We start from the raw sequence: 13,316 nt of genomic DNA, 5'->3' as shown, positions 1-13,316 counted from the left end.
GCTTTCATTGCCTGCGCGATGGAGGCGCGGCAGTGTCCATCGCGTTTTTTACGCCAGCAGCGTGAGCCACCATGGCATCGGCAGGCGCTGGGGAGATCAAGGCGGAGCGCAGCACGTCGACAGCGGGCTTGTTGCGCGACTCGAAGCGCAAGGTGCGGATTCCTGCCTGCTGCAGGCGCTCGTCGCGAACCTTGTCCCTGGCTGCCTGGTGGGTCTTGTCATCGAGCTCGACAACCGCAACGAAGGTACCGTCCGCCTTGCACACGAGGTAGTCGACGCGCTGCTGAGCGATGCGCAAAAAATCCCGGTGCGCAATTTTTCGATCCGTACTTTTTGCTTGCAGGATCGCCGCCATGGCGACCTGCGGAAAAATAAAATACTCCGGCACGGCTTTCGTCAGCCTGCCGAAGAACTCGAGTTCATTTTCACTCATCAGTTTGCGCGCCCGATAGCTCCCGGGAGCAGTTTTCGCTTTCTGCGCGGCGGCAGCCACCACGACAGCGAGCGCCAGGATAGCGACCAGTAGAACTGCGAAAGTCGTCGAATTCATCGGATGGGTGCGTTGCACCTGCATGGCCGGCCCGTCTGTCGCAGCCATGCAGGCGATGTTGATGGAACGATCAGTCTAAATCAAAAATGCGGGAAACATTGGTTCCCTTTTTCGCAGCCGACCTAGAAGGGGGGGACGATCTTCACGGCTGCGGTCCGCCCGCGCAGATCGCTCTGCATGAAATCGAAAACGCCTGCGACGAATTCCACGATGGCCGCTTATCCGTCAGGTTGTGCACGATGAAGCTGACGGTGGCCGCCGGAGCGACCTTCCACGCCACCGTGGCATCCGTACCGACCGGCTTGAAGCGCTCGCCGGTCTGGTCGCCTGGTCATAGCCGTCCACGTAATTCCGCACCGGTGTATTCGACCAGGCGCCAATGTCCAACGTGGCGCTTGTCAGGCCGCGCCATTTCGGGATCGAGCCAGGTGTTGTTGGCGCCGTCCGTCAGCGGTTCCCCCAAGGGGCAGCGGCGGGTTGAAGGTCAGCCCGCGGCGCTGCCGGCGCTGGTGGCCAAATCGTGCGCGGCACGTGTATCGATGCGCGGGCCGCGCCGCTGCGGGATGTGGAGCAAGCGTGGACGGCGTATAGCAGCGCGCATCGTCTTCACGCCATGAAGCGCGGGGCTGCGACGTCCCGCGCATGGGTCAGAAGCAGTGCTCCAGCGCCGGGAAGCTGCCATCCTTGACGGCGGCAACGTAGGCGGCAATCGCCGCGTCGATGCTGGTCTGGCCATCCATGAAGTTGCGCACGAAGCGCGCCTTGCGGCCGGGGAAAACGCCCAGCAGATCGTGCATGACGAGCACCTGGCCGGAGCAGTCGGGGCCCGCGCCAATGCCGATCGTCGGAATCGACAGCGCCTCGGTGACGTCCTTGCCGACGCTCGACGGCACTGCTTCCAGCAGCACGATCGACGCGCCGGCGGCTTGCAGTTTCAACGCATCGCCTTTGAGCGCTTCGGCACTTTCCAGCGTCTTGCCCTGCACCTTGTAGCCGCCCAGCTGGTGGACGAACTGCGGCGTCAGCCCGATGTGCGCGCAGACTGGCACGCCCCGTTCGACAAGGAAGCGCACCGTCTCGGCCAGCCAGCCGGCGCCTTCGATCTTGACGATGTGCGCGCCGGCCTGCATCAAGGTCACGCAGCTGGCCAGAGCCTGCTCGGGCGTGCCGTAGCTGCCGAAGGGCAGGTCGGCCATGATCATCGCCGACCTGGCACCGCGCGCGACGGCGGCCGTGTGGTACGCCACCTCCTGCACCGTGACGGGCAGCGTGGACGTGTGGCCGTTGCAGACCATGCCGAGCGAATCGCCGATCAGCAGGATCTCGACACCGTTGCGGTCCATCAGCGACGCGAAGCTGGCGTCGTAGCACGTCAGCATGGCGATCTTTTCGCCGGCGGCGTGCAGCGCGCGCAGCGACGGGATCGTTACCGCCTTGCTGGCCACTGGCTTGGCCGGTGCCGGCGCGACGGCCCCTGGCGTAGCGGCGCCCGGCGCTGCCATCTCTTTTCCTTGCAAATAACCAGACATGAGGGTCCTTCAATAGTGTGCTTACGGCGCGTATTCTAAACCCCGCAGCACGACCGTGCCGAAATTGAAGGCCCGGCGCCGCCGTCACCAGTATTTCGGATACCGCGCGCTGCGCGTCGCATTGTTGTACGCCAGGGCGACGCCGACGATCACCAGCGCGCCGATCAGCGTGGGGAACAGCAGGAAGCTCCAGCCGGGCTGCGACAGGAAGACGATCACCGGGTTCGATCCGGCCGGCGGATGCACGGTGCGCGTGACCATCATGACGGCAATCGCGGTACCGACTGCCAGCGCAACGGCCCACCACGACGGCCCGAACACGTGCAGGAACGCCAGGCCGATGGCGGAGCTGAACAGGTGGCCGGCAATGACATTGCGCGGCTGCGAGAACGGCACGTCCGGGTAGCCGAACACCAGCACGCACGACGCACCGAACGAGCCCAGCACCAGGACGGCAGACATCACGTCCGTCAGCGCCGCCACGGCGGCGATGGCAAGAAAGCCGCCGAGCCATGCCAGCAGCACGTTGCGGCCGCTTGGTTTCGGCGGAAGGTCGGCCCGGTCGCCGCGCAGTTTATTCAGGAACGCGTACATGATTTTTCCTTTCACGTGAAGGCAGGAGACAGTGCATTAAACCAAACGTTCGGTATGTATCTTGGCACAAAACCGCGCCGCAGGGCGAACAATCTTTCAGCTGAGGGTGGCGGTGGCGCAGCGTTCCAGCATGGCGGCATGCTGGCGTCGCAACGGGGCCACGTCGTGCCAGATGCGGTTCATCAGGATGCAGCCTTGCACGATGGCGACCGCGTCCGCGGCACGATGGCGCGCTTCGTCCGCGGGGAAGTAGCGCGAGAACACGATCATGTAGCAGTCCTGCCATTCCTCGAAGAAGCGCCTTATTTTCGGGCTGAACTGTTCGTACGAACCGCCGATTTCCAGGCTCAGGTTGGCCAACAGGCAGCCGTGCGGATGCTCGGTAAAGAATTTTTCCACGGCAAGATTGAACGTCTCCAGTTCCTTCACCGACGGATCTTCCGCGTCGCGAACGATGGTGAAAATGCTGTCGCGGTAGAACTGGTGCACCTGCTCCAGCGCGGCAACAGCCAGCTCTTCCTTGCCGGAGAAATGGTGATACAGGCTGCCCTTGGTCAGCCCGCACGCCCTGGCGATATCGTCGATGCTGGTTGCCGAATAGCCCTTCATGCGGAACAGCTTTGCCGCGATATCGACCAGATCGAATTTTTCGATGACTCTGCGCATGATGGATTCCAGACATACTGAATGTTTGGCTAGATTACCGGCCGGCGGATGCGGCGTCAACGAGACGAGTGCCTGACCGAACGATACAAATCTCCGAAACATCGACCCAGTTTACCAAACAAACGTTCGGTACTATACAGATCATCAGTTGTGTCTTTACTACGGCTGTGCCCCGGGCGAAGGCGAGTTCGTCCACCTTACCATCACCAAACCAGGGAACGACATGACTACACCGGAAGCATCTGACAAGGTCCTGAAAATGGCGGTCGGGGCGGTTGCGCTGCCCGACATCGAGTTCCATGAATACCAGCCCGGCTTGCGCAAACGGGTACTGATTCATCCGCTGTTCGACAACACAAAGGACGACCCGGCCGGCTCCGATGCGGCGCTGATCCGCTATCTCCCGGGCGCCTTCACACCGCGCCACCTGCATATGGGCTACGAGATGGTGTTCGTACTCCAGGGCGACTACATCGAAAACGACGTCACCTTTGCGCCCGGCTCGCTGATCGTGCGCGCGCCCGGTACCACCCACGAGATGCGCTCGAACCACGGCTGCACGATCCTGGCCATGCGCGACGTGCCGGTCAAGCAGCTCACGTGACCGCGGACGGGCACCATGAAAATCATTTCGGCATCTGCGGCAGCGCAGCTTGTTCGCGATCACTGGACCGTCGTCCCGGGCGGTTTCGGCAGCTGCGGCCATCCCGACACGCTGACCGCAGCGCTGCGGGAACGCTTCCAGGAGACCGGCCGACCGCGCAACCTGTCCCTGCTGTTCGGCGCAGGCCCCGGCGACAAGGCGGGGCAGGGCGTCGACTCCCTGGCCCTGCCCGGTCTCGTCGCACGGGCGATCGGCGGCTTCTGGGGATTGTGCCCGGCGCTCGCCGGCATGGCACGGGACGGCGCGATCGAAGCGCACAACTGGCCGCAAGGCGTCATCAGCAAGCTGTTCGGCGTCATCGCATCCGGCGAGCCGGGCCTGCTGACGCACGTGGGGCTCGATACGTTTGTCGATCCCGCGCTGGAGGGCGGCGTGATCGACAGCCGGAGTTCGCAGCCGCTGGTGGAAAAGCTGCGCTTCAAGGGCCGCAGCCAGCTGTTCTATCCGGCCCCGCGCGTCGACTGCGCACTGCTGCGCGGCACCGCCTGCGATCCGGACGGGAACATCATCTTCTCCGAGGAGACGTCCCATATGGATGCGCTGGCGCAGGCGCAGGCGGCGCACAACTGCGGCGGTATCGTCATCGTGCAGGTCAAGCGCCTGCTCGACGGTCCCGTGGCCGATTACCGCGACGTGAAAATCCCCGGGTTTCTCGTCGACTACGTGGTGCTGGCGCCGGAAAACCGCCACCCGCAAACCTACGGCACGTTTTTCGATCCCGCGTATACCGGCAAGGCCGCGGCGCGCGGGAGGGAATCGGGCAAGCATTTCCCGCTCGCCAAACGCATCGTCGTCCATCGCGCCGCGCTGGAGCTGGCGAATCACCCCGGCGCCAATGTGAACCTGGGGATCGGCATCCCGGCGCTGATCGGTGCGCAGGCGCGAGAGCTGGGCCTGATTGACTTCACGCTGACGGTCGAATCGGGCCTGATCGGCGGCGTACCGGACGAAGGGCTGTCGTTCGGGGCCGTGCGCCATCCGCGCGCGGTGATCGAGCAGTCCGCGCTGTTCGACTTCTATGACGGCGGTGGCATCGATCTGGCCTTCCTCGGCTTCGCGCAGGTGGATGCGGCGGGCAACGTCAACGTCAGCAAATTCAATGGCCGCATCGTCGGCTCGGGCGGCTTTATCAATATCTCGCAGTCGGCCAGGCACATCGTCTTTTGCGGCACGTTGACGGCCGACGGTCTGCAGGTCGAGATCGCCGGCGGGCGGCTCCGCATCGTGCGGGAAGGGCGCACCCGCAAATTCCACGCGCACGTCGCGCAGCTCACCTTCAGCGGCCGGCAGGCGGCGGCCAACGGCAAGGAAGTCCTGTACGTGACGGAACGGGCTGTTTTCCGGCTGGGCGCGCGCGGGCTTGAACTGACCGAGCTTGCGCCCGGCATCGACGTTGCCGCCATTCGCAACGTCGTGGACTGCGATTTCCACGTCGCTGCGAAGCTGCGGCCGATGGCCGGCTTCGCAGCGATTCAATCCAATTAGGCATTCGGGAGCACTATCATGGTCATCACTATCGTGGGCGGCGGCGCTACGGCGCTCGCATTCCTGTACAACTACATCGCCTCCGTGCCGTCCGGGCAGCAGCCCGAGACCACGGTCTACCTGGTCGAGAAGCGCGGCGTGTTCGGCCCCGGCGCGGCTTACGCACGCGACGTGTCGTCGAATCTGCTCAACACGAAAACGGGATTCATCACGCCGTTCCACGACCGGCCGGGCGACTTCTACAACTGGCTGCGGGAGAACGAGTGGGCCTGGTGGCGTAACTTCCCCGCCTTCGACCTGCACCCCGACAGCTATGCGCCGCGTCCCCTGTTCGGCATGTATTTGCAGGCGAAGATGGCGTGGATGGTCAAGCATGCGCTCACGGTCAATGTGCGCATTATCCAGGTCGACGCGGAGGTGAACGACATCGCCATGGTCGGCAACAGCTGCGTGGCGCGGACCAACTGCAGCCTGACCCTGACGTCGGACCACGTCTTCCTGTGCTGCGGCACGCTGCCCGCGAAGCCGGCGGCGTTTGCCGGTGAGGTGGGCCGCATCCTGCCGAGCCCATATCCGGTCGCGGAGCTGCCGCACAGGATCGCGCCGGACGCCAATGTCGGCATCGTCGGCGCCCGCCTCAGTTGCATCGATGCCGTCATCGGGCTGGTCGAGTCGGGCCATCGCGGCCCGATCGCCATCCACTCGCGCAGCGGCTATTTTCCGTGCGTGCGCGGCACCCAGGGCCGCATCGTGCCGAAGTTCCTGGAACAAGGCCACCTGGAAGCGCTGGTGCGCCAGAAGGGCAGGTTGCGCCTGACCGATATCGTGGACCTGGTGCGGCAGGAAATCGCCCACGCCACCCAAGGCGACCTGCCGCGCGACATGCCCCTGCCGCCCGCGCCGCCGAAGGATCTGGCCGCGTATCTGGAGCAGGAAATCGAACTGGCCCGCTCACCCCGCCCCTGGCAGGCGGTACTGTACTCGACCAATGCCGTCATCGATCAGCTGTGGATGGCGCTGCGCGACAGCGACAAGGGACTGTTCCTGTCCGATTACTTCAGCGCGTTCATGAGCTATCGCGTGTCGATTCCAACGGAAAATGCGGCCAGGATCCTGCGTTATCTGAAATCCGGGCAGCTGAGTTTCCATGCGGGCGAGTTTGCCATCGAGGCGGATGGCGACGGCAAGCCTGTCATCCGCACGAGCAGCCAGGCCGCGCTGGGGTACGACTACCTGATCAACGCAACGGGTTCACCCCGCGCGACGAAACGGCTTGAATCGACCCTGCTGGCCAACCTGCTGCAACGGGGCATGGCCGTCGAGCACCCGCTGGGTGGCATCGCCGTGGACCGGCACAACTACGAAGTAATCGGCCGCTTCCCCGGCAAGACGCGGCTGCATGCGATGGGTGAGCTGACCACGGGCACGTTCTTCTTTACCAGCGCACTCGATATCAATGCGCGCCATGCGAGGAACTGCGCGACGGCGTTTGCGGCGTCGGTCTTCCGCCAGGACTCGGTCGGGATGGAGCAGGCTGCTGCCGCCGGATGACGGCGCCGGGTCAGCTGCGGAAGATGAAGTACACCGCCCCCACCAGGCACAAGGCGGCCCAGATGTAGTCGGTCTTGAACGGCTGGTTCATGTAGATCATCGCAAACGGCACGAACACCGTCAGCGTGATCGCTTCCTGCATGATTTTGAGCTGCGCGAGGCTGTATTGCGTGTGGCCGATGCGGTTGGCCGGCACCTGCAGCAGGTACTCGAACAGGGCAATGCCCCAGCTGATCAGTGCGGCGATCCACCAGGGCTTGCCAGACAGGTTTTTCAGGTGGCCGTACCACGCGACCGTCATGAAGACGTTGGACAGGGTCAGCAGGCCGGCGGTCTGGACGATGACGGGAAGTTGCATGTGTCAGTGCAGGATGGCGATGGCCTGGTCCGCCACGCCGGCCGCGAATGCGGCGGCGGGACCGAGGCCGGGGATGACGATCGATGGCGCCAGTTCCAGTAGCGGTACCAGCACGAACGCCCGTTGCGTCAGGCGCGGATGCGGCACCGTCAGCGTGGGGCTGGCGATCTGTGCGTCGCCGTACAGCAGCACGTCGAGGTCCAGCGTGCGCGGGGCATTGCGGTACGGCCGTTCGCGGCCGTGCTGCTGCTCGATGTCGTGCAGCGCCCGCAGCAGCGCCTCGGCATCGAGCGCCGTCTCGATGCGCGCGACGGCGTTGATGTAGTCGTCGCCGGAAGAGTCGATCGGGGCGGTGCGGTACAGCGATGAAACGCCCGTCACGGTCGTGGCGGGCAGGCGGCGCATCCGGGCCACGGCATCGAGCACGTTGGCGCGGGCGTCGCCCAGGTTGGCACCGATGCCGATGTAGGCCACCGCACTGCGCATCAATGGCCCGTGTTGAACGGCACATCGTCGGGCGGCGGGCCGCCGCCTTCGCCACCGGGTTTGCGGCGGCGCGGGCCACGGCGGCGCTTGCGCGGTGCCGCAGCGGCCGCGCTATCGGCATTGAAGCTGTCCGCTTCCTCACCCTCATCGTCGGCTGCGTCGACCTGGGCATGAACGTCCGGGCCGTCCTGCTCATCATGGCCAGCGCCCGCTTCCAGGTCGTCCTTGTGGCGCTGGCCACGGCGGGCCGGGCGCTTGCGTTTGGCGCCCGTGCCGGCAGCGGACGACACCAGGTCGGCGCGCGTGGCTTCGTCGGCTTCATAAAAGGCTGTCCACCAGTCGCCCAGTTCCTGGTCGATCTCGCCGGAAGCGCAGCGCAGCAGCAGGAAGTCGTAGCCGGCGCGGAAGCGCACGTGCTCCAGCAGCTTGTACGGGTTCTTGCCGTTGCGGCGCTCGAAGCGTGGCTGCATCGCCCAGATGTCGCGCATGTCCGAACCGATCTTGCGCTGCAGTGCCAGTTTCTCCGTCTGCGAGTCGAGCACCTCGTCGGCAGCCACATGCAGCGCGGGAATCGGCGATTCGCCGGCGGCCTGGTAGGCGTTCCATTTTTCCAGCACCTGGTGCCACAGCAGCGAGGCAAACAGGAAGCCGGGCGAGACCGTCTTGCCGGCGGCGATGCGGCGATCCGTCGAGTCCAGCGCCAGCGTGACGAACTTGAAGCCTAGCGGCTGCTCCAGCACCACGTCCAGCAGCGGCAGCAGACCGTGATGCAAGCCTTCCTTGCGCAACTGCTGCAGGCAGGCCAGCGCGTGGCCGCTCATCAGGAGCTTGAGCATTTCATCGAACACGCGCGCGGCCGGCACGTTGTCGATCAGCGGCGCCATCACCGGAATCGGCGCGGCCGTCGATGGTTCGATATCGAATTTGAGCTTGGCCGCGAAGCGCACCACGCGCAGCATGCGCACCGGGTCTTCGCGGAAGCGCGCTTCCGGCTGGCCGATGATGCGCAGCGTGCGGGCGCGGATGTCCTTCATGCCGCCGTGGTAGTCCAGCACCTGCTGGGTGGCAGGGTTGTAGTACATCGCGTTGATGGTGAAGTCGCGCCGCTCGGCATCCTCCGCCTGGGTGCCGAAGGTGTTGTCGCGCAGGACGCGGCCATGTTCGTCCTTCGGTGCCGCGGCCGTGGCGGTGCCGCGGAACGTCGTCACTTCCAGCAGGTCCTGGCCGAACATCACGTGCACGATCTGGAAGCGCCGGCCGATGATGAAGGCGCGCCGGAACAGGCGCTTGACCTGCTCGGGCGTGGCGTTGGTCGCCACGTCGAAGTCCTTCGGTTTGACGCCCAGCAGCAGGTCGCGCACGGCGCCGCCGACGACGAATGCCTCGAAGCCCGCTTCCTGCAGGGTGGAGGTGACGCGGACGGCGTTGGCCGACACCATTTTAGGGTCGATGCCGTGCTGCTCCGGTCCCAGTACTTCAGGCTCGCCGGTGTTGCGGGCTTCCTTGACGCCCAGGATCTTGCGGATGAATTTCTTAATCATTGAATAGATGGAGTAAAGGCCAGCCTTGCGCAGTCGCGTGAGTCGTCAGCGCGGCATTGGGGTTGGTCGCTACGGGGTGGGTGACGATCGACATCAACGGCAGGTCGTTGTGCGAATCGCTGTAGAAATAGACGGCGGCGAAGTGGTCGAGCGTCTTGCCCATCCCCTCCAGCCACGCCTTGGTGTGGACGATCTTGCCGTGGCCCTGCGTGGGCGTGCCGTGCAGCCGGCCCGTGATGCGTCCGTCGACGATTTCCGGCATCGCGGCGATCAGGTGCTCGACGCCGAACGCCTGCGCGATCGGGGCGGTGACGAAATGGTTCGTCGCCGTGACGATGGCGACCAGATCGCCGGCGTCCAGGTGCTTCTGCAGCAGCGCGCGCGCGGCCGGGCGGATGTTGGGCCCGATCACCTCGCGCATGAACTGCTGCTGCAGTTCGGCCAGGCGCACCGGGTCCAATTTTGCCAGGGTGCCCAGTGCGAATTCGAGGTACTCGACCGGGTCCAGCGTGGCCGCCTGGTACTGGGCAAAAAAGGCGTCGTTGCGGCGCGCGAACTCCGTGGCATCGACGGCGCCCACGCGGCACAGGAACTGGCCCCATTCGTAATCTGAATCGATGGGCAGCAGCGTGTGATCGAGGTCGAACAGGGCCAGGTTCATGCAGTCTCTCAGTTCAGTCTTTTGCCTCGGCCTGCAGCCACTCGCGCAGCAGCGGCAGGGTAATCGGGCGTTGGGTTTCAAGGGAATATTGGTCCAGCGAGTCCAGCATCGAGGACAGCGAGCGCATGTCACGCCGGAAGTGCGACAGCAAATAGGGTAACACGCCGGGCGACAGCGTCAGCCCACGGCTGGCCGCCGCCTGCGACAGCGCGGCCACCTTTTCGGCGTCCGACAGGCCGTGCAGCTGGTAGATCAGGCCCCAGCCCATGCGCGTGCGCAGGTCTTCCCGCACCGGCAGCACGGCCGGCGCAACGGCGCCGCTGCAGACCATGAAAGCGCCGTTCGCGCGGATTTCATTGAACAGGGCGAACGCGTCGATCTGCGCCACGGGCGAAAGCTTTTCGCAGTCGTCCAGCAGGTACAGGTCGACGTCGGGCGAATAGACGAACTCCGATTCGATCGAAAACGGCGAGATGTAGCGGGCCCGCTCGGTCGCGGCCAGGGCTTTGAGCAGGTGCGTCTTGCCGGCGCCGATCTCGCCCCACAGGTAAGCGAAATGCTCGCGCGAGCTGCGCTCGGCGAACTGGCGCATCAGCGCCGCCACCTCGGCATTGCGGCCCACCTCGAACGATTCGAGGGTCAGCACGGGCTCGGCGCCCAGGTCCAGCACCAGCTGTTTCATCGCTGTTGCCCCGGTTGCCTGATCATTTTTATAACTTTTTCGCTCATCACACCAGCATTATAGAAGCTGCCGACACGTGGTGGCGCGGCGAGTGGCTGGGCGGTAGGGGCATGAAGGGGTGGCCAGTGGATTTTTTTAGGAGATGGGACGGGCCATTTTGATAAAATAGCGGACTTGCCGCGATTTGATCCCAAAAAGAACGAATCGAGAACGAATTGCGGCTTCCGCCTTCTATTTTACCGCCTCCGCTGCGAAATACACCATGAGCCAACCTTCCAATGTATCCCTGTCCTACCGTGACGCCGGCGTCGATATCGACGCGGGCGATGCCTTAGTCGAAGCGATCAAGCCGTTTGCCAAGCGTACCCTGCGCGAAGGTGTCATGGGTGGCATCGGCGGCTTCGGCGCGTTGTTCGAGATCAGCAAGAAGTACAAGGAACCGGTGCTGGTGTCGGGCACGGACGGCGTGGGTACGAAGCTGAAGCTGGCTTTCGAGCTGAACCGTCATGACACGGTCGGCATCGACCTGGTGGCCATGAGCGTCAACGACATCCTGGTGCAGGGCGCCGAGCCGCTGTTCTTCCTCGACTATTTCGCCTGCGGCAAACTGGACGTGGCCATCGCCACGGACGTCATCAAGGGTATCGCACAGGGCTGCGAGCAGGCCGGCTGCGCGCTGATCGGCGGCGAGACGGCGGAGATGCCGAGCATGTACCCGGCCGGCGAATACGACCTGGCCGGCTTCGCCGTCGGCGCGGTGGAAAAATCGAAGCTGATCGACGGCACGAAGATCGCCCCGGGCGACGTCGTGCTGGGCCTGGCCTCGTCGGGCGCGCACTCGAACGGCTATTCGCTGGTGCGCAAGATCATCGAAGTGGCCAAGCCGGACCTGGAAGCGGACTTCCATGGCCGCAAGCTGGCCGACGTGCTGATGCAGCCGACCCGCATCTACGTCAAGCCGCTGCTGGCGCTGATGGAATCGATGGAAGTGAAGGGCCTGGTGCACATCACGGGCGGCGGCCTGGTGGAGAACATCCCGCGCGTGCTGCAGGAGCACCTGACGGCCGAGCTGGATGGTTCCTCGTGGACGATGCCGCCGCTGTTCCAGTGGCTGCAGCAGCACGGTGGCGTGGCGGACGCGGAAATGCACCGCGTCTTCAACTGCGGCATCGGCATGACCGTCATCGTCTCTGCTGAAAACGCGGATGCGGCGATGGCCCAGCTGACGGCCGCCGGCGAAACCGTCTCGCGCATCGGCACGATCCGTGCGCGCAAGGATGGCGAGCATCAGACGATCGTCGTCTGACCGGAGCGGCGCTGTCGTGACGAAAGCCCGGCCGAAGCCGGGCTTTTTTACGTCCATTGCCATCCAGGCCAGCTTTTCGGTGCCGGACCGCTAATGTAAAATCTGACAATTTCCCGGCTCAAAAGCGGGTGCATGACTGTCAGAGGATCACATGGAAGACCCGAAACAACCGCAAGCTGCTGCGCCGGTGCCGCAAGCGAAGCGGCGCAGCCGCTGGCTCAGCGCGCTGCTGTACGCGCTGGCGGCATGCGGCCTGATCGCGCTGGTGCTGTCCGGCGTGGCGTACTACCAGCACAAGAAGGCCACTGCGGTGCCGGAGTACCTGACGATCGACGCAGCGGCCGTCATCGAAAAAACGATGGCGGAAAAGTACGGCAAATACTCGGCAACCCGCAAGGGCTGGCTGTACGTCGACGAAGACAACCGCGCCTATGTGATGCGCGTGGTGCAGCAGAAGAAAATGCGCGGTGCGGACGGCGACGAACTGTACTTCCTTGCCAGCGGCGAAGGCTGGATCGACGACGACCGCGCTTCCGTGTATGGCGTGTTCCACATCCGCCCGACCCGCCCGCGCGACGGCACGCTGGTGGAAATCAGTCAGCCCGCCATCGCCGGGTATGGTGCCGCGATCAAACGCGAGGACGTGCGTTTCGAGGCGCTCAGCAAGAATTCGTGGGGCTGGTTCGTCAGGGTTGCCGATGGCATGGAGCCCACCATGCAACGTGCCCTGACGCATAACGTCGTGTGGGCGCCCCGCGAGAACGGGATGGCAAAGCTGGGTCAGTTCATGGCCGCCGCCGACCAGGACCCCGGCATGCCGTGCGACGAGGCGAAACAGGCGTACGACGAATGGCTGGAGCTGCCCGAAGCGGAGCGCCGCGGTGTCGAACCGACCGGCGCGCCCCGGTGCGAACGGCAGCGCTGGTCCTACCGCACGGGCAAGGCGACCGATGCGACCCCCGTGCCGATCACCGTGACGCTGGGCGGCACGCTCGATGGCAAGCCGGTCGCCTCGCGCAAGTGGACACTGAAGTTCGATACGAAGCATTCCCGCTACACCGTGCCTGCGGAGCTGGAAGACCCGGCGCAATAGGCGGCGCCAGAAAAGGCGCGATACGTATCTGCGTATCCTGCCCAGTCACGCTGCCCGAGCGGCGGTCCTGCACCCGACAAGGAAGGTCGATGACGACTGGGTGCGGCTCCGGGGCCGGCGAAACAGGAACGTCGCGACGGTGGCCACGCC

Annotated in this window: 14 protein-coding genes; 5 read left to right on the top strand and 9 right to left on the bottom strand. The window is 64.7% G+C overall.

Annotated features, from left to right (window positions below; all coding sequences use genetic code 11):
- Nucleotides 1–4: 4 nt before the first annotated feature.
- The 4 genes from E1742_RS13600 to E1742_RS13585 all read right to left on the bottom strand — a co-directional run bounded on the left by E1742_RS13600 (nt 5) and on the right by E1742_RS13585 (nt 3,339).
- Nucleotides 5–574: a DUF2726 domain-containing protein gene (locus E1742_RS13600; protein ID WP_166793484.1), complete on the bottom strand. Its 570-nt coding sequence runs from the start codon at nt 572–574 to the stop codon at nt 5–7.
- Between the two features lie 623 nt (nt 575–1,197).
- Complete coding sequence (gene panB, locus E1742_RS13595) at nt 1,198–2,052, bottom strand: 3-methyl-2-oxobutanoate hydroxymethyltransferase (RefSeq protein WP_134385458.1); 855 nt, start codon at nt 2,050–2,052, stop codon at nt 1,198–1,200.
- Between the two features lie 111 nt (nt 2,053–2,163).
- A complete protein-coding gene (locus tag E1742_RS13590) occupies nt 2,164–2,673 on the bottom strand; it encodes an HPP family protein (RefSeq protein WP_134385457.1) in 510 nt (169 codons plus the stop codon).
- Between the two features lie 96 nt (nt 2,674–2,769).
- Nucleotides 2,770–3,339: a TetR/AcrR family transcriptional regulator gene (locus E1742_RS13585; RefSeq protein ID WP_166793483.1), complete on the bottom strand. Its 570-nt coding sequence runs from the start codon at nt 3,337–3,339 to the stop codon at nt 2,770–2,772.
- Nucleotides 3,340–3,562: 223 nt separating this feature from the next.
- On the opposite strand from E1742_RS13585, the gene E1742_RS13580 reads away from it, so the two are divergent.
- From E1742_RS13580 to E1742_RS13570, 3 genes are read left to right on the top strand one after another with little or no spacing between them, the layout of a single operon-like run.
- A complete protein-coding gene (locus E1742_RS13580; RefSeq protein WP_134385455.1) occupies nt 3,563–3,943 on the top strand; it encodes a cupin domain-containing protein in 381 nt (126 codons plus the stop codon).
- 15 nt (nt 3,944–3,958) lie between these two features.
- Nucleotides 3,959–5,488 carry an acyl CoA:acetate/3-ketoacid CoA transferase gene (locus E1742_RS13575; protein WP_134385454.1) on the top strand — a complete coding sequence of 510 codons (1,530 nt, stop codon included), beginning with the start codon at nt 3,959–3,961 and terminating at the stop codon, nt 5,486–5,488.
- Nucleotides 5,489–5,506: 18 nt separating this feature from the next.
- Nucleotides 5,507–7,039: an FAD/NAD(P)-binding protein gene (locus E1742_RS13570; protein ID WP_134385453.1), complete on the top strand. Its 1,533-nt coding sequence runs from the start codon at nt 5,507–5,509 to the stop codon at nt 7,037–7,039.
- A 10-nt stretch (nt 7,040–7,049) separates the two neighbouring features.
- On the opposite strand, the gene E1742_RS13565 is transcribed toward E1742_RS13570, so the two are convergent.
- Genes E1742_RS13565 through hda form a run of 5 tightly spaced genes read right to left on the bottom strand, consistent with a single transcriptional unit; the run spans nt 7,050 to nt 10,767 of the window.
- A complete protein-coding gene (locus E1742_RS13565) occupies nt 7,050–7,397 on the bottom strand; it encodes a DMT family protein (RefSeq protein ID WP_134385452.1) in 348 nt (115 codons plus the stop codon).
- A 3-nt stretch (nt 7,398–7,400) separates the two neighbouring features.
- Nucleotides 7,401–7,883, bottom strand: a complete 483-nt coding sequence (gene folK / locus E1742_RS13560; protein ID WP_134385451.1) for a 2-amino-4-hydroxy-6-hydroxymethyldihydropteridine diphosphokinase — start codon at nt 7,881–7,883, stop codon at nt 7,401–7,403.
- Nucleotides 7,883–9,424, bottom strand: a complete 1,542-nt coding sequence (gene pcnB, locus E1742_RS13555) for a polynucleotide adenylyltransferase PcnB (RefSeq protein ID WP_134385450.1) — start codon at nt 9,422–9,424, stop codon at nt 7,883–7,885. Before pcnB ends, folK begins: the two co-directional genes overlap by 1 nt.
- Nucleotides 9,417–10,085, bottom strand: coding sequence for a histidinol-phosphatase (locus E1742_RS13550; RefSeq protein WP_134385449.1), 669 nt, complete (start codon nt 10,083–10,085; stop codon nt 9,417–9,419). Before E1742_RS13550 ends, pcnB begins: the two co-directional genes overlap by 8 nt.
- Nucleotides 10,086–10,098: 13 nt before the next feature.
- Entirely contained in the window at nt 10,099–10,767 is a 669-nt protein-coding gene (gene hda / locus E1742_RS13545) for a DnaA regulatory inactivator Hda (RefSeq protein WP_134385448.1), read from the bottom strand.
- Nucleotides 10,768–11,029: 262 nt separating this feature from the next.
- Between hda and purM the strand changes: the two genes are divergently transcribed.
- Both purM and E1742_RS13535 read left to right on the top strand, forming a co-directional pair.
- The gene (gene purM, locus E1742_RS13540) at nt 11,030–12,073 is read left to right on the top strand and encodes a phosphoribosylformylglycinamidine cyclo-ligase (RefSeq protein WP_134385447.1); all 1,044 of its coding nucleotides are present in this window, start codon (nt 11,030–11,032) and stop codon (nt 12,071–12,073) included.
- 151 nt (nt 12,074–12,224) lie between these two features.
- Nucleotides 12,225–13,166 (top strand): hypothetical protein, encoded by a 942-nt coding sequence (locus E1742_RS13535; protein WP_134385446.1) that lies wholly within the window; start codon nt 12,225–12,227, stop codon nt 13,164–13,166.
- The last annotated feature ends 150 nt before the right edge of the window (nt 13,167–13,316 follow it).

The organism is Pseudoduganella plicata, assembly GCF_004421005.1.
GTDB classification, from domain to species: Bacteria; Pseudomonadota; Gammaproteobacteria; order Burkholderiales; family Burkholderiaceae_D; genus Rugamonas; species Rugamonas plicata.
The sequence above is the reverse complement of the archived record's forward strand: the minus strand, read 5'-3'. Positions and strand labels throughout refer to the sequence as shown.

What these genes read in the sequence shown, in the direction of transcription:
- E1742_RS13585 (WP_166793483.1), bottom strand. Translation starts at nt 3,339, where the DNA reads ATGCGCAGAGTCATCGAAAAATTCGATCTGGTCGATATCGCGGCAAAG.
- E1742_RS13580 (WP_134385455.1), top strand. Translation starts at nt 3,563, where the DNA reads ATGACTACACCGGAAGCATCTGACAAGGTCCTGAAAATGGCGGTCGGG.
- E1742_RS13565 (WP_134385452.1), bottom strand. Translation starts at nt 7,397, where the DNA reads ATGCAACTTCCCGTCATCGTCCAGACCGCCGGCCTGCTGACCCTGTCC.
- E1742_RS13535 (WP_134385446.1), top strand. Translation starts at nt 12,225, where the DNA reads ATGGAAGACCCGAAACAACCGCAAGCTGCTGCGCCGGTGCCGCAAGCG.
- panB (WP_134385458.1), bottom strand. Translation starts at nt 2,052, where the DNA reads ATGGCAGCGCCGGGCGCCGCTACGCCAGGGGCCGTCGCGCCGGCACCG.
- E1742_RS13570 (WP_134385453.1), top strand. Translation starts at nt 5,507, where the DNA reads ATGGTCATCACTATCGTGGGCGGCGGCGCTACGGCGCTCGCATTCCTG.
- E1742_RS13550 (WP_134385449.1), bottom strand. Translation starts at nt 10,085, where the DNA reads ATGAACCTGGCCCTGTTCGACCTCGATCACACGCTGCTGCCCATCGAT.
- purM (WP_134385447.1), top strand. Translation starts at nt 11,030, where the DNA reads ATGAGCCAACCTTCCAATGTATCCCTGTCCTACCGTGACGCCGGCGTC.
- E1742_RS13590 (WP_134385457.1), bottom strand. Translation starts at nt 2,673, where the DNA reads ATGTACGCGTTCCTGAATAAACTGCGCGGCGACCGGGCCGACCTTCCG.
- hda (WP_134385448.1), bottom strand. Translation starts at nt 10,767, where the DNA reads ATGAAACAGCTGGTGCTGGACCTGGGCGCCGAGCCCGTGCTGACCCTC.
- pcnB (WP_134385450.1), bottom strand. Translation starts at nt 9,424, where the DNA reads ATGATTAAGAAATTCATCCGCAAGATCCTGGGCGTCAAGGAAGCCCGC.
- E1742_RS13600 (WP_166793484.1), bottom strand. Translation starts at nt 574, where the DNA reads ATGCAGGTGCAACGCACCCATCCGATGAATTCGACGACTTTCGCAGTT.
- folK (WP_134385451.1), bottom strand. Translation starts at nt 7,883, where the DNA reads ATGCGCAGTGCGGTGGCCTACATCGGCATCGGTGCCAACCTGGGCGAC.
- E1742_RS13575 (WP_134385454.1), top strand. Translation starts at nt 3,959, where the DNA reads ATGAAAATCATTTCGGCATCTGCGGCAGCGCAGCTTGTTCGCGATCAC.